The following is a 20,217-nucleotide window of genomic DNA, read 5'->3' on the forward strand; positions in this document are numbered from 1 at the left end:
CCAGCCCCTCCGGCCGCCCGACCTCAGGCCGTGTACGCACCGATCAGCAGTCCCGCGAACGCCCCCGCGATCAGGAAAGGACCGAACGCTATCGCCGTCTTGCGTCCGGCCCGCCGTACGACGACGAGCGCGCCGCCGTACAACGCGCCCAGGACGAAACCGGCGAAGGTGCCGAGCAGCACGGTGGGCCAGCCGTACCAGCCGAGTACGGCACCCGTGCCGAGCGCCAGCTTGACGTCGCCGAAGCCCATGCCGCCAGGGTTTATGAGGAAGAGGACCACATATCCGGCGCCGAGGGCGAGGGCCGCGTAGAGGGAGGTGAGCCAGTGCCCGGCGTGCTCGGGGAGCAGCGCGGCCACCCCGAGGAGGGCGAGCGCGGCGGCCGCGAGGGGCAGGGTCAGCGGGTCGGGGAGGCGCTGCACCCGGAAGTCGACGGCCGCGAGCAGCACGCAGACGGGGGCCAGCAGCAGCCAGACGCCCAGCTCCGGACGGGTACCCGTGGCGAGGGCCAGCGCGGTACAGACCAGAGCGGTCGCGAGACCGAGGGGGGTGGCACGGGAACCGTACCTCCCGTGCCGCGGGTCCGTGGTCTCGGCGTCCCGCGTGCACGGTGCGCATCGGGCGGGTCCCAGCCAGCCCGCGATCCGGTGGCCCGCCGGGCACTCGCTGTGCCACTGCTCTCCCGCCGGTGCCGAGAAGCGGTACGCGGCGCGGGGCAGCAGGGCGCCGGCCGCCGCGCCCCAGAGGGCTGCGGCGGCCGGGAGCGCCACGTCCGGCGCGGTGGTCATCCCGTCGCGGCGGCGCCGTCGCGCCAGGTCGGGAGGAGTTCGTCGAGAAGGGCCTCGGTACGCGGGGGCAGACCGCGCGCGCCGCTGCGGGCGACGAGTTCGGCCGCGAGGGCACGGACGCGGTCCGAGTCGCCCGTGGCGTGCGTGGCGCGCAGCAGCTCGTTCCACAGGCGCTCGTCCGCCGGGGCGGTCTTCAGTGCCGCGCCGAGCGCCTCGATGGCCTTCTCCGCACGGTCCTTCTCCAGGTGGAACGCGGACAGGGCGAGGCCGATGTCGGCGACCAGCAGCGGCAGCTGGGCGTCGATGATCTCGTGGGTGAGCCAGCGGTAGCGGCCCTCCGCTCGGTCGGCGAGCAGCGGGCCGCGGACCAGGACGAGCGCGTCGGTGAGGAGCCGGCCGCGGACCGCGCGGCTGTCTACACCCTTGCCCTGGGTGGCCTCGTGGTAGAGGGAGCGCAGCACGTCGAGGTCGGAGACGACGGTCTTGGCGAGCACGAGCCGGCCGGTCGCGTCGGTCCGCAGGCGCGGGCTGCCGTCCGGGTCGGTGCCGAGCCAGCCGCGCAGCCGTTCCAGGAGGGCGTCACGGACGTCCTCCGTCACCCCGCGCGGCCACAGCGCGGACGACAGCACGCGCGGGTGCACGCCCTCGCGGTGCAGCAGGAGCAGCGCCAGGGCCTCGTGGAGCAGGGCGCTGCGGTCCCCCTCCGGGCTGTCGAGACCGATGATCTCGTACGGCCCGACGAGGCGCGCGTACACCGCGGGACGGCCCTGTTCGCTGATGTCGACCAGGAACGGCGGGGCGTTGGTCGGACCGTCCGGGTCGCCCTCGGGGTCGGCCTCCACGAACAGCTCGACGACCGCGCGCTGTTGGACGGCGGGCAGCAGCTGGGCCTGGAGTTCGAGGCCGAGCAGCGGGGCGAGGAGCCTGCCGTCCGGGGTGATCTCCATCGCCCAGGCGGCGCCGGGCAGGTCACCGCTCTCGGTGCCGACCAGGTAGCCGATGCCCAGCCGGGCGGCGTCGGCCGCGAGTTCGGCCAGGCGCACCGCGTCCTCGGCGGACGGCTGGGTGGCGAGCAGGACCAGGTTCGGCGCCCAGCGGGTGTGCTGGGCGGGCCCGGTCCGGCCGGTGAGGACCGAGTGGTGGTCGGCCGCGCCGAGCGCGCCCCGGCGCTGCCGGGTCTCGGCCTCCATCGTCTCGAACAGGGCGTCCACGTCGTCGAGGTGGCGCAGTCGGCTGGGGGCGAGCGGGGTGAGGTCCGCGCCGAAGCCGACGAGCGTGATGGTCATCCGGTCCGACCAGCCGTTGGTGGCGAGTTCGGCGGCGACGGAGGCGAACACGGCGGCCCGGTCGGCCTCCCGGCCGCTCAGCGAGACGATGCCGGGCACGGCCTCCAGGTTGAGCAGCAGCCGTGCGTCGTCCATGGTGCCGAGGCTGACCAGACCGGGGTACGGCGCGGCGGCGTCGGTGTCCTCGTAGCGCTCGGCGTCCGCACGGGACAGCGTCCAGAAGGTCTGGTCCTGGCCGAGCTGCCAGGGCGCCGGGGGTTTGCCGGCCGGCTGGGCCAGTTGCAGATGGAGGTCGCCGTGGCTGAGCCAGGCCGCGTAGACGACAGGCAGCGAACGGGACTCGGCGGTGAGGGCGGCGGCCAGTCCGCGGAGCGACAGGTCGAGCAGCCGTACGCCCTCCGGGTCCGCGCCGACCAGCAGCGCGTCCTGCACGTCCTGGGCGTCGCCGGTCGGGGTCGGCGGCTCCATGCCGCGCCGGCCGCCGACGGCACCCAGCGCCGACTGCCACAGGGCCTGCCGGCGCCGGCGGCCGAGGGCGGCGAGCAGGCCGGCGGCGAGCAGGGGGGAGCCGAGGAGGGCCTCGGGCAGGCCGAAGGAGTGACCGAAGGAAGGACCGGCGGAGTGACCGGAGGAGTCGCTGCCGGACTCCTGCACGTGTGTCGCGGGGGTGCCGGCGTCACCGGCCGGGCGCCGGCTCGGCACGCTGATCCGGGCCGTGGCGCCGTCCTGGTCCGCGTGCTGCCCGCCGCCCTGCTCCTGGTGCTGCTGCTCCTGGTGCTGCTGCTGGGCGTGGTCGCCGGTCTTCGCGTAGTCGCCGATCTGCTCCCGGACCTCGGGCGAGACGTGCGCGTCGGGGTTCTCGACGAGTTCGCCGCCGTGCGCGTCACCGGGCATCTCCATGATCCAGCCGGGGCGGATCAGACTGGCCTCGGAGAGCCGGGAGCCGTCGGGCTGGATGCGGTCCTTGTTGAGTTCGTAGATCTCCTTGTACCGGCGGCCGTCGCCGAGGTGGCGCTGCGCTATCTCCCAGAGGGAGTCGTGGTGGCGGCCCTCGGGCGGCTGGATCCGGTAGTACTTCGTGGCGCCGTGCGCGCCGGTGCCGCCGTGCTCGGCCTGGGCCGCGACATGGCCGGCCTGCTCGGCGAGCGCGGCCGCGGTGTTCTTGGCCTGCTCCTGCTGCTGGGCGAGGATGCCGGGGGTCGCCTGCGCGGCGGCGACCGTGCCCTTCTGGTTGCCCTCCAGGCTGTGGCCGAGCTGCGAGAGGCCCGGGGTGAGGCTGGCGGCGGTGGCGCCGACCAGCAGCAGGGCGGCGACCAGCTGGCGGGCGAGCAGCTGGCTGGGGCCGGCGCCGGGGACGCGGCCGGGCAGGCCGACGCCGGAGACGGCGGCCTTGACCTCCACCAGCACGCAGGCGGTGAACTGGGCCCAGGCCAGCCAGACGATGACGGTCAGCGCGTTCAGGAACGTCTCCACGCCGATCGGCTGCGACAGCCAGTCCATGCTGGGGGCGCTGCGCGGCAGCGGCCAGCCGACGGTCACGGCGAGGGCGCCGGGGACGCCGACGACGAGGACGAGCAGCACCACGAAGGCGAGGAAGGCCTTGACGAAGTCCCCGAAGGAACGCCGACGCATCCGCACCGGCTGAGGGGTCCGGTTCCGCGGACCCGACGGGCTCCCCGTCGGTCTTCCCGTCGAGCCTGATGTGCTGCGTCGCGCCATGGCGGGTGTCCTGGGGTCGTGTGGGGACGGAGTGGGCCAGGGGCGCAACGAGTCTGTCGAGGTCCCCTTGACGATCCTATTGACTGGCACCGACAGCGTCGAAGGGGGAGAACGGCCAACTGCCGCCCGCTTCCTCCCGGTCCCGCAACCCCTGCCCGATTGGCCGGACATACCTGCACGGGGTCCACACACCACGACGTCACCGCCCGGCGCATCCCCTCCGTCAACCGCCGATCCGCAGGGACGACAGGAGGAAACGGGTCAGGGCGGAGGTGGGGAAGGTGATCGCGGCCACCCCCTCCTCCGCCCTCAACTCCACGACCGTGCGCGCCGTTCCGTAGGGGCGCACCTGGACGTTGCCGAGCGCGGCCGGCGCCGCCAGGCCCTCCTCCAGCAGGGCGCGGGCGAAGGTCCAGGTGACCTCCTCGCCGTCCAGGGAGATCCAGGGCGGGAAGACGAAGTGCACCGCCTGCGGGTCCGCCGAGGTGTAGCGGAGCGTCGCGGGGACCGCCACCTCCTGCTCGTCGGCGGTGAGCAGGCGGGCGCCGGTGGGCTGTTCGACGGTGATGGGCACAGGTCTTCTCCCGGAGTGCGGTGCGGTGGTGGGCCGTCCTACTCCTCTGAGCGCGTTGCGGGCCTCTCATTACGCCGGAAACACAAGCAACTTGGGTGATGTGCGTCACTTCCTGACGCACGCGAAACTTTGCTTGAAAGTTTTGTCATCTACTCTGACAAACCCTTTCCCCGCCACTCCGCCGGCAACTGGAGCGTTCCGCCATGCACGACGGTTCCTCTGCACTCATCAGCACCGCCGCCTACACCCGGATCTACGAGGAACAGCAGCCGCGTCTGGTCGCGTACGCCCGTTCCCTCACGCGGAACACCTGGGTCGCCGAAGACCTCGTCGCCGAGGCGCACTTCCGGGTCTGGCGGCGGCTCGCCGAGGGGCACGAGATCGACAACGTGTCGGCGTACCTGACGACGACGGTCCGGCACCTGGCCTACGCGGCCGGCGGTGCCGTGCGCGAGACGCCCCGGGATCCGCACGACGCCGAGCAGGCGGTGGCCGGCCGGGACGGCGACGACCCGGCCGACCGCGTCTCCTCCGTCGACCTCCTCGTGCGGGTGCTGGGCCAGTTGCCCGAACGCTGGGTCAAGGCCCTCTGGCTCGCCGAGGCCGAGGGTCAGCCGCTCGCTCAGATCGGGCCGCAGCTGGGCACCAAGGACGGGGCCACCGCCGTACTGCTGCACCGCGCCCGCGAGGGGATGCGGCAGGCCTTCCTGCGCACCCAGACCGGTGCGCCGGACGACCCCGCCTGCCAGGTCCACTGGAGCCGGATGCCCGCGTACGTGCGCGGGGCCGCCACCGAGCGGCAGTCCGACCGGCTGCTCGGGCACGTGGACGGCTGCGAGGACTGCCGGACCCGGCTCGCCGCCCTGATGCGGGCCAACGACCGGCTCCCCGCACTCGTCGGCCCCGCCCTCCTGGTGTTCGCGGTCGGCGGTACGGCCGGCAGGTTCCTGCTCACCCTCACCGCCGCCGGGGCCTCGACGGGCGCGCACGGGGGCGGGAGCGGGCTGCTGCACGGGATACGGCAGGCCACCGGCATCGGCGGTACGAAGACGCCGGTGGTGGCGGCCGCGGGTGCGATGGCCGCCGGCGCCGCGGCCCTGGTCCTGGTCCTCGGCCCGGGCCAGGCCTCGCCGGCCCCCGCCCAGCGGACCCCGGTCGCCGACGCGCCGGCCGCCCAGGTACCGGTGACCGAGGCGCCCGCGGCACCGGCGAGCACCCCGTCCCCGACCGCGCCGGAGACCGCCACGGGCGGGAGTGACGGGGGCGGTACGACCGCGGACGCCACCGCCCCGGTCGGTACGGCCGTCCCCCCGACGTCGGAGGGAACCGGAGCCGGAAACGGGTCCGGGAGCGGTGACGGCGACGGGAGCGGAGACGGGAGCGGGAACGGAGACGGAAACGGCGGCGGGGGCACCGACACCGCGCCGCCGACCGCGCCGGAACCGGCACCACCGGCCACCAAGGACCCCGCCCCACCGTCCACGCCACCGGTCACGACGGACCCCACACCACCCGCCACCACCGACCCCACACCACCCGCCACCACCCCACCGGCCACGACGGACCCCACGCCACCGGCCGAGCCGACGGACCCCACTCCCCCGGCCGGACCCACCGACCCCGCTCCTGTGGACCCACCGCCCGGTGACGACGACTGCCCGCCCGGGCACGGTGACACCGGCGACGGCACGAAGCCCGGCGGCAAAGGCAGAGCCGACGGTGCCGGGGACGTGGAACAGCCCCCCGCGCGACACCGGCCGCACCCATCCGCTCCGTGACCCACCGGCAGCAGGCCCGCAGGCAGCACGCCCGCAGGCTCAGCCGACCTCGTTCTCTGCGGTTGCCTCGCCGTGGACCACGATGGCGCCGCCGTAGAACATGCCCGTGAAGACCGGCTCGTAGGTCAACTGGACCTCGACCCGCACCTGTTGCGCGTCAGCGGCGGTGCAGTGCGTGCCCGCGATGTCGGCGGCGGACATGTCCATCTCGCGGGCGAAGGTCTTCACCCGTGCGTCGCAGTCCTGGAAGTTGATCGGCGCGGTGCCCTGCCCCTCGTACAGCTCGTCCAGGTCGATGTCCTGGGCCGCGTAACGGGCCGCCTGTTCGGCGATGTCGGCGGCGCGTTCGCGCTTGGAGATGGACAGGCCGCCGTCGATGACGAAGGCGGAGAGCGACAGGAAGACCAGGGCGAAGATGATGACCGCACCGGCGCCCGAGCCCCGGTCGTCCAGGCGGAGCCGCCGGGCGGTCCACCAGGCGCGCAGCACGGCGAGGCTCATGCCGCCCTCCGGAACGGGTCGAGCGGTGAGGAGAAACTCGCGGTGAGCGTCGTGGGGATGTCCAGGCCCAGCATGGCCAGGCCGCGCACCTCGCAGCTCACCTCGACGGTGAAGATGCTGTCGGGTTCGAAGCCCTGGCTGGTCTGGACGACGGAGACCGGCCCCGAGCAGACGTCCGAGAGGTCGGCGTCGGCGGCCTTCCGCGCCTCCGACATGGCCGTGGCGTGATCCTTCTGGATGGAGCCGGCGCGGGCCGCGTCACGGGCGGCGCCGTCGATCGCGCCCCGGCCGTCCACGAGTTGGCCGAAGGCGACCAGCACGAGAATGAACAGGATCATGACGGGAGCGAGGATGACGACCTCGACGGTCGACAGCCCCCGGTCGTCCGGCGTCCCACGCCTCTCGGTCCCGCGCACTACGGTCTCGCGCACTACGGTGCGGCGCACTACGGTCTCGCGTACTTCGGAGGTCATCAGTTGTCCTCCACGAACCGCTCGACCGGCCCCGACGACTGCGCGTGCACCGTCAGGTCCAGGCCCGGGAACACCGTCGGGATGCGCGCCGAGATCTCGACGCCGACCGTGTCCTGCTCCGGCTGGAGCATCTTCACGTCGGGCGACAGGACCAGCTGCGGCCCGAGTTGGCTGATGTAGGAGTCGACCACGTCCCGGGCCTCGCCGCGCCAGGCGCCGGGTTCCGCGTCGGCGGTGGCGCGGGCCTTGCGGGCGCCAGCCTGGGCCGCCGCCTGGGCCACGTGGTCGGCGAAGAAGTACAGCGCGAACTGCACGGTCGCGAAGATCATGAAGAAGAGAACGGGGGTGAGCAGCACGAACTCGATGGCCGTCATGCCCGAGTCGCCCGAGTCGCCGCGCGCGGCGGCCGCCCGGCGGCGCAGCCATGCGTTCACGTCCACAAAGACCCCCGTCATCCCCGTTTCGTCCCCGTCGTACGCCTGGTCAGCAGGTCTTGCTCGCGCTGGCGCCCTTGATGCAGTCGCCGACCTTGTTGGCGCCGTCGCTCAGCGCGGCGTTGATGATGGCGGCCACGACGCCGACGATCGCGACGACGACCGCGGAGATGATGACCCACTCCACGGCGGAGGCGCCGCGGTCGAGTTCGCCGGAGCGGGCGCGCTGCACCCGGCCCCGCAGGAAGGTGACGAGGAAGTCCACCGCCGGGATCCCGGTGCTGAAGTTCCGTCCGTTCATGATGTGTTGTCCTCTCGAAAGGGTTCGCGGTTGTGGAGGGAGATCAGACCTGGAACACCCGCATCGCCGCCGGGAAGATCAGGAACACCAGGAAGCCGGCGCACAGCAGCAGCTGGGCGACGAGCATCGACTGGGACTTCTCGCCCGCGCTGCCCTCGATCTCGGCGAGTTCGCGGTGCCGCATGGTCTCGGCTCGGGAGGCGAGGGACTCACGCACCTTGGCGCCGTCGTCCGCGACCAGGGCCAGCGAGGCCGACAGGTCCTTCAGCTCCTCCACGCCCAGCTCCTCACCGAGCGCGCCGAGCGCCTGCCACTGGCTGACGCCGGTGATCCGGGCGTCGGCGAGGGCGTTGCGGATGCGCTGGTTGGCCCAGCCGTCGGAGACCTCGGCGGCCGCCATCAGGGCCTCGGGCAGGCCGCGGCCGCCGGCGAGGCTCATCGACACCAGGTCGAGGTACGCCCCGATGACCCGCCTGAGGTCCCGGCGCTTCTCGGCCGCGTCCCGTCGTACCTCCAGGTCGGGCAGGAAGAAGAACAGGGCCGCGCAGACCAGGGACAGCCAGACCGGGATGACCGGGCTGCGGCCGAAGCCCATGGTGTAGACGACGGCGAACAGGAACGGGCCGAAGACCAGGCCGGCCGCCGCGAGCAGCACCTTGGTGGCCAGGAACTTCTCCCAGCCGCGGTCCAGGACGGCGAGGTCGGCGCGGAGCGAGCGCTGTTCCCAGCCCTGCTGCCGGTAGAACTCGGCGACCCGGTCGCCGACTTCGGCGCGCAGCGAGCCGAACCGGCCGGTGTCCTGGGTCCCCCGGGCCGACTCGTAGGCGGCGCCACGGGCCCGCATGGCGTCGATCCGGGCGACCTGCGCGACCGCGCTGCGCTTGCTGGGCATGAGCGCGCGGATCAGGGCGTAGACGCCGAGCCCCAGGGTCACGCCGACGACGATCGGCATCGTGAGGTTCATCGGCGTGCCCCTTCCTCGGTGGGCAGCGGCTGCTGACCGGGCTGGCCCGGCTGGCCGGGGGCGGTGCGGGGCGGTCGTACGAACTGGACGGAGGACTGGTCGCGGACCAGGAACCGTTCCGGGGTCTCGATGGTGGACAGCTTGCGCAGCCACCAGAAGCCGAGTGCGAACAGGGCGCAGACCAGGGCGAGTACGAGCTGGCCGACGGCGGTGCCGTACGGCGCCACGAACTCGCGGTTGAAGACGGACAGGCCGAGGACGAACGCGATCGAGACGGCCACCACGATCTGCACCGAGCGGCGCGTGGAGGCGCGTTGGGCCATCACGCGCTGGCGCATGTCGACCTCCTCGCGGGCCGACTTGGCGAGCGCGCCGAGCACCTGGCGCAGACCGGGGCCGCGCAGCCGGGCGTTGAGGATGAGCGCGGCCACGATGATGTCGGCGGACGCGTCGTCGATCTCGTCGGCGAGGTGCTGGAGCGCGTCGGGCAGCGGGGTGCGGGCGCGCAGCCGGTCCACGAGGGCGTCGAGGTGCGGGCGCAGGATCGGCGCCGCGGCCCGTGCCGAGGCGGGGATGGCCTGCTCCAGGCCGACCGCGCCGGCGATGGTGTCGCGCAGCGACTCGGTCCAGGAGGCGAGGGCCTCCACCCGCTTCATCGCGGCGCGTTCCTCGGCGGCGCCGCCGAACAGCTTGTCCCAGAAGAAGACGAGGACACCTGCCGCGATGCCGGCCACCGCCCAGCGGGTGAGCAGCAGCACGACCAGGCCGATGATGGCGGCCAGGGAGCCGCGCCGGCCGGCGAACCGGAGGAGCTCGGCGGCCCGTTCGTTGGCCTTCTGCTTCTCGTGCTCGGGTTTGGCGGGCAGGCCGCGGATCGCCAGGATCAGCAGCGCGAGTCCGCCGCCGACGGCGACTCCGCAGCCGAGGGCGAAGAGGACCGAGGTGGAGAAGAGCCCGCCCATGGAGCCCAGGGAGTCCAGTGAACCCAGCTTCATGTCACGTCACCCCCAAGCCCCGTGCGGCTGGTAGCCGTAGGCCATCAGGTCCTCCAGGCAGGCTATGGGCGCATGCGGTACGACCCGGCCGTCGGGCGTCTCCGCGAACACCTCGCTGGACAGCACCCGGCCGTCGACGCCGTTGACCTCGCGCACGGAGGTGACCATGCGCTGGAGCCGGCCGCCGGTCTGGTAGTTGTTGCGCCGCTGGATGAAGACGACGAAGTTCACCGCGCCCGCGATCAGCATCTGGCTGGCCTCGATGGGCAGCCGCTCGGACGCCTGGAGCGCGTAGGTGGAGATGCGGTTGAAGACCTCGCTGGAGCTGTTGGCGTGGATCGTCGACAGCGAGCCGTCGTTGCCCTGCGACATCGCGTTGAGCATGGTGACGATCTCGTCGCCGAGGACCTCGCCGACGATGACCCGGGAGGGGTTCATGCGCAGCGAGCGGCGGACCAGTTCGGCCATGCCGATGGCGCCCTGCCCCTCCGAGTTGGGCAGCCGCTCCTCGAACGCGACGACGTTCGGGTGCAGGTCGTGGAAGGTGTCGAGGCCGAGTTCCAGGGCCCGCTCGACGGTGATCAGCCGCTCGTGCGGCGGGATCTCGTTGGCGAGCGCGCGCAGCAGGGTCGTCTTGCCGGCGTTGGTGGCCCCGGCGATCATGATGTTCTTGCGGGCGCGGACCGCGCAGGCCATGAAGTGCGCGACCTCGGGTGTCAGGGTGCCGTTGCCGACCAGGTCGGAGATGAAGACCTTGCCCATCCGGGCGCGGCGGATGGAGAGCGCGGGCCGCCGGGTCACGTCCATGACGGCCGAGAGCCGCGAGCCGTCGGGCAGGCGGAGGTCGAGCTGCGGGTTGGCGGAGTCGAACGGGCGGGACGACAGGCCCGAGTAGGCGCCGAGGACCTGGATCAGCTCGATGAGCTCCTCGTCGGTCTCGGCGACGGGGTCGACCTTCGCCTCCCGCCCGTCGGAGTAGCCGACGAAGACCTGGTCGCTCCCGTTGATGTCGATGTTCTCGACCTCGGGGTTGTCCAGCAGCGGCTGGAGCCGGCCCACGCCGAACAGCGCCGCGTGCACGGCGGCGGCGTACTGCTCCTCGGTCTCCGCGTCCAGCGGGGTGCGCCCGGCGTTGATCTCCGCGCGGGCGTACTCCTCCAGGATCTGGGCTATGACCGCGCGGGCGTACTGCCGTTCGTCCTCGGTGGACATCGGCGTCACGCCGGACGCCTGGTCCTGCCGGCGCTGCTCGGCGATCCGGTCACCGGCGTCCTGCCGGAACCGCTTGACCAACTGGTGGTCGACAGCGGTCATCGGCCGGCCCCCGCGTGGGGTGTCTGGGTCGGTACGGTCCAGGCGGCGCCGTACTGCTGGTGGACGTCGGCGGTGACCTTGCGGGCCGAGCGGATGAGCAGCGACTTGTCGAGGCGCCCCCGCTTGCGGCCGGCCAACTGGTCGGCGCCGGCCGGGTCGTCGGCGATGGTGCCGACCACCCGGGCGCCGGTCTGGGCGTGCACGAGCATGTCGTTGACCTGGTTGACCAGCTTGCCGGAGCTCGACGGGTCGGCGATCAGGACGACGCCGATCAGCGGGGTGGCGAGGGCGGCGGCGCCGCGCGGACCCCCGTGCAGCTTTTGCGCGAGCGCGGCGGCACGGTCCCGGACCCGGGCGAGCGACTCGGGCTCGGTGCGCGAGACGAGCAGCACCAGGGCGGCGTGCGGGAAGAGTTCCACGGCCGGGGTGTCGCCGCTGATCCGTCCGCAGTCGGCGATCACGTCGGCGGGGGCGTTCGGGGAGTCGGCGAGCGAGGCGAAGGCGTGCCCGAGGGTGGGCCACAGCCCGGCCAGGCCGGCCGCGTGCTCGGCGACGCCCAGACCGACCAGCACTTCCAGGCCGCCGCTCAACGGCTGCACATGGTCCCAGAGTTGGTCGGGTACGAGCCCTCGTCGCGCGGTGGCGGCTATGGAGAGCATGCCGGTGTTCGGGTTCAGCGGTCCGCCGTGCGCGGCGGCACTGCGGTAGACCAGGTCGCCGCCGGCCGGGTCGGCCTCGGCGAGCAGGACCCGGCGCGGCCAGACCGCGGCCAGCGCGACGGCCGCGGTGGTGACGCCGGGGGAACCCTTGTCGGCGGCGATTGCGATGAGCGCCATGGGGTGGGAGCCGCCTTCTAGTTGCCGTTGCCGGATACGCCGGGAACACGGACGAGGGCGACCTCGCCGTTGGACGCGGCCTGCGCGAGCGCGGCGGCCTCGTCGTCGTCGACGGTGAGCGTGACGGCCAGGTTGGTGCTGCTGACGAAGTCGGTGTCGCTGCTCTTGCCGTCCGGCACGTAACTGACGGTGGCGCGGCCGACGATCGGGGAGCCGCCGCCGGACGACGAGGAACCGCTGGACGACGAGGAGCCGCTGGAGGACGAGGAACCGCCGCTGGTCACGCGGTAGGCGGCGACGACGTCACCGATCTCGAGGCCGCTCGGGTACTGGCCCTGCTTGAGGGAGAGGCCGACGGTGGCCTTCCCGTCGGCCAGCGCGCTGCCGCTGCCGAACATCTCGCCGACGGCGACCACGCCCTTGGGGATGGTGTTGACGGCCTTCAGCTTCCGCAGGGCGCCCAGCTGGGACCACTTGACGTAGTTGATGCTGTCGTCGGCCGCGACCATCACGGACGTCACGTTGTCGTTGGTCACCGAGGAACCGGCGGGGATCTCGGCGGTGGTCTTGATGACCTCGATCCGGTCACCGGCCTGTAGCACCAGCGTGGTGGCGCCCAGCGCGCCGAGCAGGATCAGCAGCACGGCGAGCGCGGCCAGCGCCGGCTTGCGCTCGCGGGGCGCGGTGGGAAGGCGGTCACCGACCGAAGGCTGAACCGGACCGGCGGAACGACCGGCGCCCGCCCCCGTACGCTCCTGGATCTTCACGCAACCGCTCCCCGTTAACCCAGACTGTGTCTGTCAAGAACTTCCGAACTCGACACGAAACACCCCGACTCGGGCGAATACTCCGGTGGGGGGTGAGTGTCAAGCGCTCGCACCGTATCAGCCGCACATAAGCCCCTCAAGGCACGCCCGGACTCCTTGACCTCACCGAAATCGTCGTTGCGATCTGCAACGACGCTGACCTGTGCGGCGGTTGGGAACACGGGGGCGCGACGACCGGCCGGGCTGTGCGCCGGCGAATCCACAACGGCCCGTTCGGGCACCGCCCGTGGCCCTGACCGTCACCACGCACCCATGAGGCCTGCACGAATTGCTCACCCCCCGCCGCCGGTCCGCGCCGCGACCGCCGGCCGGCGGCGTCACCCGCGGCGTCGTCCGGGCGGGAGCGCCCGGCCGGGCGGAGCTTCGCTGCCGGGAACGCCCCGGAGGGTGAGAACCCGCCCCGCCCGCTGACGGCGTCCCGGCACGGCACGCCAAGCCGGTCAGGACGTGACCCGGACGGTTCGGGCCAGATCGTCGGTGAGTTCGCACAGGGCGTCCGTGTACGCCGACGACCGCCAGGACACGAGCAGGACGAGCCCCCACGTCTCGTCGGCCCGGATGCCGTACGCACAGGTCTCCAGCACCGTCCCCAGTCCGTCCCGGCCGACGTCCTGGACGTACGCGTGCCTGACCCGCACCGCCGGGCCTGCGGGCAGGGTGCGGAGCTCGGCCTCGGGTGGGCGGTAGGAGTCGGGGGTCGGGGCGGCGAGGTAGCGCCGCAGGAGGTCGACGGTCAGGCGCGGGTGACTCTCGTCGGCGACCAGCGCGGAGAGCTCGATCCGGGCGAGTTCGCCCAGCCGCGGCTCCGGCACGTACGACAGCGCCGTGACCGGGCCCCGCTCGCGGGAGTCGGCGGCGGCCTCGCGGAGTTCGTGGGCGAGCGCGTCGAGCAGCTTCGGCTCGTCGCCGTCCGGGCCGACCAGCCCCCGGGCGGCCGCCGCGGCCCAGGCCGCCAGGTCGACGGGCGTCCGCACGGGCAGCGCGACGGCGTGCTCGGGGGTCCGCAGACGGACCGTGGCGGCGGCGAACTCGGGCATCAGGCCATCCATTGCAGGGTGCGGGCGACGGAGTCGAACAGCGTGACCAGGGCCTCCACGAGCGGCTCCATCGGCGGTGCCGTGGGCGTGGAGAACGACAACAGCAGCCGCTGGTCGCTGTGCGGGACGGCGAGGTAGACGTCCAGGTGGACGACGGCGAGCTTGTTGCCGTCGGGGTCGTCGGGGGCGGGCCTGCGGAGGTGGCGGTGGCGTACGGCGGGACCGGCGGGCAGGTCCACGAGGGTGACGTCGTCCTCGCCTGGCATGCCGAGGGCGAGGGAGCGTGCGATGTCGGCGAGGTCACCGGGTTCGGTGCCGGACAACGGGCGCAGGACGGTCACGACCAGGCCGGCGGAGACCGGGACCTGGCCGACGACCTGCTGGACGAAGTACATCTCCACGCCGCCGTTGGCGTGCGCGGCCTCGGCCTGGGCCCGCATCCGCGCCGCGAGCGCGGCCTCCAGCTGCGGGGTGGCCTTCGTACGCCGCAGTCCCCGCTTGACCAGTTTGTCGACGCGGTGCGTCCACCGGTCGGGGCTGTCGAGCACGATCCGCTCCCAGCCCTCGGGGACGGCGAGGCGGTAGTCGGAGGGGGCCGGGACGGTGGACGGCACGGAGTCCACGGCGCTCCCCTCGCCGGAGCCGGTCATATGGCGGCTCCGCTCGTCCGGCCGCTCCGGCCGCCTCGCCCGTCGCCCCGCCCGCCGCGCCGTTCGTCGGCCCGGCTCAGGGCGGCGGCGGACAGCGGGGCGAGGACGAGTACGGCGGCGGCGCCGAGGCAGACATAGCCCTGGACGGTGCCCCCGATGTCGGACGCGCGGCCCAGGACGGGGCGGTAGTGGTCCGTCGGGTCGATCACCGCGGTGACCCTGGTGCCGGCCGTGTCCGGGTCCGTGCACCGTGCGTCGTTCTCGAACACCCTGCGGACCGTTTTGTCCGGGAGCCTGACCCGGCAGTAGGTGACGCGGACGCCGTGCGACGCCTGCTCGTGCACGGGTTCCACGTAGGTGACCGTGGTCTCCCGCCCGCGCAGGTGCAGGTACCACTCGCCGGCGTAGTAGGACCCCATCCAGACCAGGGCCAGATACGCCGCCCCCACCAGCCCGCACACCACGAACCCGCCACGCGACCAGCGGGTCCGGTACCCGGCCCAGACGACGGCCAGGGCGAGGGCGCCGCCGACGAACAGGGCCTGCCGGTCCAGCCAGTACGTGCTGAGCAGGCACAGGGCGACTCCGGCCACGGCGACGAGCAGCAGCCGCAGCCAGGGCCACACCGGGGCGCGGTGGCGGCCGTCGAGGTCACCGCCGTACTCCCACCAGCCGGCGGTGCCGGAGGAGCCGGACGGGGCGAACTCGGAGAGGATGTGCCGCACCCGGCGCTCGCCGCCCTCCTCCGCCGCCATCCGGCGCAGTTGCGGGAGACCGAGTCCGCTCTCCTCCAGTGCGTCCCGTGCGCTCTGCGGAAGCCGGGCGAACTGCTCGTCGACGCTCCCGCCGCCGTCTTCTCCTGCCACGTCCCATGCCTCGTTCTCTGCTAGCCCGGTCGTCCCGGTTGCCGTGTCGTCCCGGTCGCCGTGTTGTCGCGGTCGCCGTGTTGTCGCGGTCGCCGTGTCGTCCCGGTCGCCGTGTTGTCCCGGTCGCCCTGTTGGTCGGGCGCCGCCCGTCTGCTCGGCCCCGTCTGCTCGGCCCCGTCAGCCCTGGATGGTCAGCCCTGGATGGTCAGCCCTGGATGGTCAGCCCCGCCTGTCAGCCCTGGACGGTCAAATGCCCGTTGTAGAAGGGGATCCCGTTGGCGCCGAGGCCTGGGACGCTCTTCTTGAGGCCGCCGAACAGATCGGCCTCGAAGGGCTGTTCCCAGCCCTGCGTGGGTGCCAGGTTCAGGATCCCCGCGGCGGTCGGCACGGTCTGGCTCGCCCAGTAGAGACCGCCGGCGGAACGGGCCATCGTCTTGAAACCGGAGTCGGACAGCAGCCGCAGCCCGGGGAGCTTGCCGCCACGGACGATGCCCTCGCCGATGTCCTCGCCCTTGCCGATGGCGGTGAAGTACGACTTGATGTCGAAGGACTCCTTCACGACCGACCGCATCCTCGGCAGCAGGCTCGCCGGGCCCTTCGCCAGCGCCTCGCCGATCTTGCCGGGCTTCACACCCGAGAGCGACTCGGCGATGTCCGCGGCGAACTCCTTGCCGAGGCCGAGCTCACGGGCGGCCTGGACGTCCTTCAGCGCGGACGAGCCGCGGGCCGCGAGGGCGGCCTCCTTCGCCGTCGTACCGAGGATCCGTCCGGCGCCGAAGGAGAGCACACCGACCAGGTCGATGGCGACGTCCAGCCAGGTGCCCTTGCCGTCGAGGGCGGAGACGGTGTCGCAGACGAGGGCGACCACGGACGCGACCAGCGCCAGCGCACCGAGCACCTCACCGAGGATGGGCACCCAGCTCAGGACGAGGGCCAGTACGCACAGCACCCCGGCGATCACCCCGGCCCAGTGCCCGATATTGGCCACCCAGTCCTTCCAGTCGTCCCACCAGTGGTGCTTGGGATCCTTCAGCCCGTCGTGCTCGACGGCGTCCCTGATCGCCTTCGCCGCGTACCCCGCCTGGGTGTCGCGGTAGTCGAGCGCGGCCCGCAGCTCCCGCTTGGCGGCGTCGAGGTCCCCGTCGGAGGCCTCCTTCTGCCGCTTCAGCTTCTGCTTGTCGGGATGGCTGTCGTCACTCGACGGATGCTGGTCGAGCTGCTTCTGGTAGCTGCTGCTGTCGGCGTCGGCGGCGGCCGCCTTCTTCAGCGCCGAACGCACGCGGTTCTGGGCGTGGTTGAGCGCGGTGGCCCAGTTCTCCCGCACCTGGTCGGCGATGGGCTCGTACGGTACGGAGGACCCGAGCGCCGCGCCGGCCGCCGCATACCGCTGATGCGACTGGCTGAGCAGCTTGACGGTGTCCCCGGTCTTCTGGGTGAACGCCCGGCCGGCGTCCGAGTCCCACCCGTTCCCGTCGACGAGGTTGTGGAGCTTGCCGGCCTGCTCCTCGATCAGCCTGGCGGTGTCGGAGATCCGCTTCCCGAGCCGGGCCACCTCGTACGGGTCGCCGGGCGTGAACTCCCTGTCGTCGTACCGGGCCGTCTGCCAGTCGACACCGGAGAAGTCGTGGTCGCTCACTTGTCCCCCGGCTGCGCCTTGAGCAACGCGTCCGCGAGGTGCTGATCCAGCCCGTCGTACGCCTTGGCCGCCTCACCCGCGGTCTTCCCGAGGAACTCCAGCCCGTCACAGAGTTGTTGGCGCTTCTTCTTCCAGTCGTCGGCGAAGTCCCCGAGCGCGTCGGCCACGTCACCGGACCCGATCTCGGGGCCGTACGAGTCGACGAGATCCTTCGCGTTTTCGAAGCTGGACTTCAACTTCGCGACAGATCTGCTGATCTCCCGCAACTCACTCGTGGACACCTTGACGTGATCCGCCACCACTGACCCCCGTGAACGCCTGCCTGCCCGACCGCCCCACGACACGCAGAGGGCCACGGTCACTGTCTGTCGACCCTTTTCCACCCCACAACCAACGAACCGCAAAGGGAGCCCCAAGGAAGGGGATGACGCCAGGCCGGGGGACGGAGAAGTCCCGCGGCGCGCCGCTGATCCGGCCAAGGCTCCGAGAACACGGCCGATCGCCACATTCGCAGCACAGTTCGCGGTGGCGAAACCCGAGATCTGACGGATACCGTTTGCACACTTGCCGAACTTCGACCTCACGGGGGAGTCCAGGTCACGTGGGCGAACTCAGCCGAGCTCGAGCTACTAGCCGCTTCAGGAGACCCGGACCCGACATGAGTGACCTACGCCTCGAAGACACGGTCTTCCAGGACCTGAAGAAGACCTTCTCGTCCATCAGCGACCGGATGGAGACCACTCGCCGCACACTCCGCAGCGCGGACGCATCGGCCGTCGGCGAGAGGCAGCTCGTCGAAGACGTGCAGGACTTCGCCGACGACTGGGAGTACGGCATCAAGCAGCTCGGCAAGCACACCCACGGCGCCGTGAAGATGATCAACAAGATCGAGGAGAGCTTCGGCAAGCTGGACCTGGACCTCGCCGAGTCCCTCAAGGCTCCGAAGCAGAAAGGCAAGTGACGTGGCTGGGCAGCGGCGGCCCGCTTTCCCGCACATAGGCTGGGATCCCACGCCGGGGTCCGTGGAAGACACCCGTGACCTGGCGAAACAGCTCGGCAAGCTGGCCGGCGAGCTCGGCACGGCACTGCACGAGCTGGAACGTATCGAGTGCGGGGCCTGGAAGGGCAAGACCGCGATCGCGTTCACCGAGTACATCGGCAAGGACGTCACTCCGCTCATCCGCAAGAGCCACGACTCTTTCGACAAGGCCTCCCGCGCCCTGCACCGCTGGGCCGACGATCTCCAGGGCTTCCAGGACCGGGCCGACCGACTGGAGAAGAGCGCCGGGGACAAGCTCGACTCGAAGGCCAAGGCCGAAGGAAAGGCCGACGGCAAGGGCAGCGATGACCTCGCCAAGGCCTCCAGCGCCGTGGACGGCGTCATCCAGAAGGTCCACGAACTGGAGGACGATTACCGGGCAGCCGCCCGCCAGGTCAGCAAGGACCTGGACAAGGCCGGCGACATCGCCCCGAACGAGCCAGGCTTCTGGGACAAGCTGGGCCATGGCATCGCGGATGGGTGGAACGCCACGGGGAAGTGGCTGGAAGACCATGCGGACCTGATCAAGATGGTCGGCGACATTCTGAGCGATCTCACGGCAGTGCTTGGCCTGCTGGCCATCATTACGCTCCCCTTCGAACCTCTGGGAGCGATCTTTGGTGCGGCAGCGGTCCTCACCAGTGGGTTGGCCCTGTTGTCCCACTCGATTGCCATGGCGGCAGGGGCAGACGTCACCTGGATGGAGCTCGGGACGGACGCGCTCGGTTTGCTGCCGGGCATCGGCGCCTTCGGCAAGGAGGGAGTGATGGTCGGGAAGGGTGTGGATGCAGCGGCCGAGGCCAAGGTCTTCGGCGCGGCATTCAGGGACCTGGGCCCCCGGACGGGCCGGAACCTGATCGCCTTCGGCGAGAAGGCGGAGTCGGTGACCGGCGGCAAGTCCCTGACGACTTTCGGAAAGTCGGTCACTCTCTGGGGGACGAAGGAAACGCAGCTGGTGGGCAGCGAGAGCTCAAAACTGAACCGACTGGCCGGAGTCATGAACGCCGGTTACCGACAGGGGCAGACAATGGGCACTAAGGGCTGGAATCTGCTCACTCCCGAGAAACTGAACGTCGACCCCTTGAGCAAACTGGGTCGAGGCATCGACGGAACAATCAAGATTGCCCCGAAGGCGTTCAGTATCTACACACAGGCCAAGGAACCCGTCAACGCAGGCGATCGCTTCGACCAAGCCGCAACTTCCCACTGAACTGCTGAGGTCCCATCCCATGACTGCATGGCAGCCACGACCGGGCGAACTGTTGCTCACCCGGTGTCTCGTGACATTCGCCACCGGTGTCGCGCCCAAGGTCGCCGGAATGCGCTGGTTCCGCGACGTCCATGGGAACGACATTCAGGGCGAGCTTCCGGGCTGGCCCGAGGGGCCGGTCTACACACCTCGTAGCGAGGGCAGCGGTCGCGCTCGTTCCACGGGCCGAACCGGTCTCACCGCGCTCTTCGCAGTGGTCGTGGGTGGGCTTGAGAGTCTGGCCGGATCCGGCAGTGCCATCAAGGGTCCCTCCAGCCCGGTCAAGACGCCTCCCGAGGATCCGGAGAGCGAGGTCGAGGACTTCCCGGTCATGTGTGCCGCACCGGCTACCGTCGCCCGTACGCTGCCCTGGCAACTCGATCGGGACCGTCGGCAGGCCTCCTATCGGACCAAGGCCTTCGTCACGGACCAACGCATCGTCATCATCGGGTACCCGGGAGGCCGCGCCGACGACTCCGATGTCCTGTGGGAGTGCGAGCGCAGCGATGTCGCAGCGGTTGAGCGAAAGACGTACAGCAGAGACAAGGCGGATACCATCATCCGCTTCACCGACGGCTCCTGGTGCAGACTTCACGTGCACAGCGGCCAGTGGTTCCGATACCTCGCCATCCCGAACGAAGTGGTGTCACGAGCCGTCCTTACTCCAGGCCAGTGCCACACTGTCGACGCGCTGGTCGCCGAGAGCGGGTTCGAGGCACCTCCGGTGATCAGCCGCCGCCCAAGCGGAAACTTCCTCGTCGAACAACTCGGGCCGGAGGACCCTCCGGTCGGTGGGCGCATCACCGTGGAAAAGCTGATGGACCTCAACGGCGAAGAGGTCCCGCCGCAACCCGGCGACTACGACTTCTGACCGACTCCCACCCAGGACAGGTTTCATGGCCACTCCCACGGACGCCGCCCCCGTCGTCAGCGACATGGGTGACGGCCCC

The 20,217-nt window shown here is 71.7% G+C and carries 21 protein-coding genes; 4 read left to right on the top strand and 17 right to left on the bottom strand.

All coding sequences use genetic code 11. From position 1 onward, the window contains the following. Positions 1 to 23: 23 nt before the first annotated feature. From AAW13_RS07885 to AAW13_RS07895, 3 genes are all read right to left on the bottom strand, one after another. Complete coding sequence (locus AAW13_RS07885; protein ID WP_046726456.1) at positions 24 to 788, bottom strand: prepilin peptidase; 765 nt, start codon at positions 786 to 788, stop codon at positions 24 to 26. After that, a complete protein-coding gene (locus AAW13_RS07890) occupies positions 785 to 3,793 on the bottom strand; it encodes a BTAD domain-containing putative transcriptional regulator (RefSeq protein ID WP_046726457.1) in 3,009 nt (1,002 codons plus the stop codon). Before AAW13_RS07890 ends, AAW13_RS07885 begins: the two co-directional genes overlap by 4 nt. A gap of 223 nt (positions 3,794 to 4,016) precedes the next feature. Beyond that, complete coding sequence (locus AAW13_RS07895) at positions 4,017 to 4,367, bottom strand: SsgA family sporulation/cell division regulator (protein ID WP_046726458.1); 351 nt, start codon at positions 4,365 to 4,367, stop codon at positions 4,017 to 4,019. 203 nt (positions 4,368 to 4,570) lie between these two features. Between AAW13_RS07895 and AAW13_RS07900 the strand changes: the two genes are divergently transcribed. Next, a complete protein-coding gene (locus AAW13_RS07900) occupies positions 4,571 to 6,145 on the top strand; it encodes a sigma-70 family RNA polymerase sigma factor (protein ID WP_052768409.1) in 1,575 nt (524 codons plus the stop codon). Between the two features lie 39 nt (positions 6,146 to 6,184). Here AAW13_RS07900 and AAW13_RS07905 read toward each other — a convergent pair whose 3' ends face one another. The 14 genes from AAW13_RS07905 to AAW13_RS45805 form a co-directional block, all read right to left on the bottom strand. Further along, positions 6,185 to 6,646, bottom strand: coding sequence for a TadE/TadG family type IV pilus assembly protein (locus AAW13_RS07905; RefSeq protein WP_046726459.1), 462 nt, complete (start codon positions 6,644 to 6,646; stop codon positions 6,185 to 6,187). Beyond that, a complete protein-coding gene (locus AAW13_RS07910; protein ID WP_240528560.1) occupies positions 6,643 to 7,119 on the bottom strand; it encodes a TadE/TadG family type IV pilus assembly protein in 477 nt (158 codons plus the stop codon). Before AAW13_RS07910 ends, AAW13_RS07905 begins: the two co-directional genes overlap by 4 nt. After that, complete coding sequence (locus AAW13_RS07915; RefSeq protein WP_046726460.1) at positions 7,119 to 7,574, bottom strand: TadE family protein; 456 nt, start codon at positions 7,572 to 7,574, stop codon at positions 7,119 to 7,121. The genes AAW13_RS07910 and AAW13_RS07915 overlap by 1 nt, the downstream gene beginning before the upstream one ends. A gap of 28 nt (positions 7,575 to 7,602) precedes the next feature. Beyond that, entirely contained in the window at positions 7,603 to 7,854 is a 252-nt protein-coding gene (locus AAW13_RS07920) for a hypothetical protein (protein WP_046726461.1), read from the bottom strand. Between the two features lie 43 nt (positions 7,855 to 7,897). Further along, positions 7,898 to 8,818, bottom strand: coding sequence for a type II secretion system F family protein (locus tag AAW13_RS07925; protein WP_046726462.1), 921 nt, complete (start codon positions 8,816 to 8,818; stop codon positions 7,898 to 7,900). Next, entirely contained in the window at positions 8,815 to 9,780 is a 966-nt protein-coding gene (locus tag AAW13_RS07930; protein WP_079178747.1) for a type II secretion system F family protein, read from the bottom strand. Before AAW13_RS07930 ends, AAW13_RS07925 begins: the two co-directional genes overlap by 4 nt. Before the next feature lie 39 nt (positions 9,781 to 9,819). Next, a complete protein-coding gene (locus AAW13_RS07935; RefSeq protein ID WP_046726464.1) occupies positions 9,820 to 11,127 on the bottom strand; it encodes a TadA family conjugal transfer-associated ATPase in 1,308 nt (435 codons plus the stop codon). Further along, on the bottom strand, positions 11,124 to 11,963 hold the full coding sequence (locus tag AAW13_RS07940; protein ID WP_046726465.1) for a hypothetical protein: 840 nt from the start codon (positions 11,961 to 11,963) through the stop codon (positions 11,124 to 11,126). Before AAW13_RS07940 ends, AAW13_RS07935 begins: the two co-directional genes overlap by 4 nt. Positions 11,964 to 11,980: 17 nt before the next feature. Next, the gene (locus tag AAW13_RS07945) at positions 11,981 to 12,730 is read right to left on the bottom strand and encodes a hypothetical protein (protein WP_046726466.1); all 750 of its coding nucleotides are present in this window, start codon (positions 12,728 to 12,730) and stop codon (positions 11,981 to 11,983) included. Positions 12,731 to 13,230: 500 nt separating this feature from the next. Next, complete coding sequence (locus AAW13_RS07950; RefSeq protein ID WP_046726467.1) at positions 13,231 to 13,827, bottom strand: hypothetical protein; 597 nt, start codon at positions 13,825 to 13,827, stop codon at positions 13,231 to 13,233. Further along, entirely contained in the window at positions 13,827 to 14,477 is a 651-nt protein-coding gene (locus AAW13_RS07955) for a hypothetical protein (protein ID WP_046726468.1), read from the bottom strand. The genes AAW13_RS07950 and AAW13_RS07955 overlap by 1 nt, the downstream gene beginning before the upstream one ends. Beyond that, positions 14,474 to 15,343, bottom strand: a complete 870-nt coding sequence (locus AAW13_RS07960) for a hypothetical protein (RefSeq protein WP_046726469.1) — start codon at positions 15,341 to 15,343, stop codon at positions 14,474 to 14,476. Before AAW13_RS07960 ends, AAW13_RS07955 begins: the two co-directional genes overlap by 4 nt. 232 nt (positions 15,344 to 15,575) lie before the next feature. Then, positions 15,576 to 16,979, bottom strand: a complete 1,404-nt coding sequence (locus AAW13_RS07965; RefSeq protein ID WP_046726470.1) for a hypothetical protein — start codon at positions 16,977 to 16,979, stop codon at positions 15,576 to 15,578. Beyond that, complete coding sequence (locus tag AAW13_RS45805) at positions 16,976 to 17,278, bottom strand: type VII secretion target (RefSeq protein WP_046726539.1); 303 nt, start codon at positions 17,276 to 17,278, stop codon at positions 16,976 to 16,978. The genes AAW13_RS07965 and AAW13_RS45805 overlap by 4 nt, the downstream gene beginning before the upstream one ends. A gap of 359 nt (positions 17,279 to 17,637) precedes the next feature. On the opposite strand from AAW13_RS45805, the gene AAW13_RS07975 reads away from it, so the two are divergent. The 3 genes from AAW13_RS07975 (at position 17,638) to AAW13_RS07985 (ending at position 20,138) form a co-directional block, all read left to right on the top strand. After that, a complete protein-coding gene (locus tag AAW13_RS07975; RefSeq protein ID WP_046726471.1) occupies positions 17,638 to 17,940 on the top strand; it encodes a hypothetical protein in 303 nt (100 codons plus the stop codon). Positions 17,941 to 18,001: 61 nt separating this feature from the next. Continuing rightward, complete coding sequence (locus AAW13_RS07980; protein WP_240528561.1) at positions 18,002 to 19,228, top strand: enoyl-CoA hydratase/isomerase family protein; 1,227 nt, start codon at positions 18,002 to 18,004, stop codon at positions 19,226 to 19,228. A gap of 19 nt (positions 19,229 to 19,247) precedes the next feature. Then, entirely contained in the window at positions 19,248 to 20,138 is an 891-nt protein-coding gene (locus AAW13_RS07985; protein WP_071659472.1) for a hypothetical protein, read from the top strand. Positions 20,139 to 20,217: the final 79 nt, after the last annotated feature.

Origin of the sequence: Streptomyces humi (assembly GCF_001005085.2) — a bacterium.
Lineage (GTDB): Bacteria > Actinomycetota > Actinomycetes > Streptomycetales > Streptomycetaceae > Streptomyces > Streptomyces humi.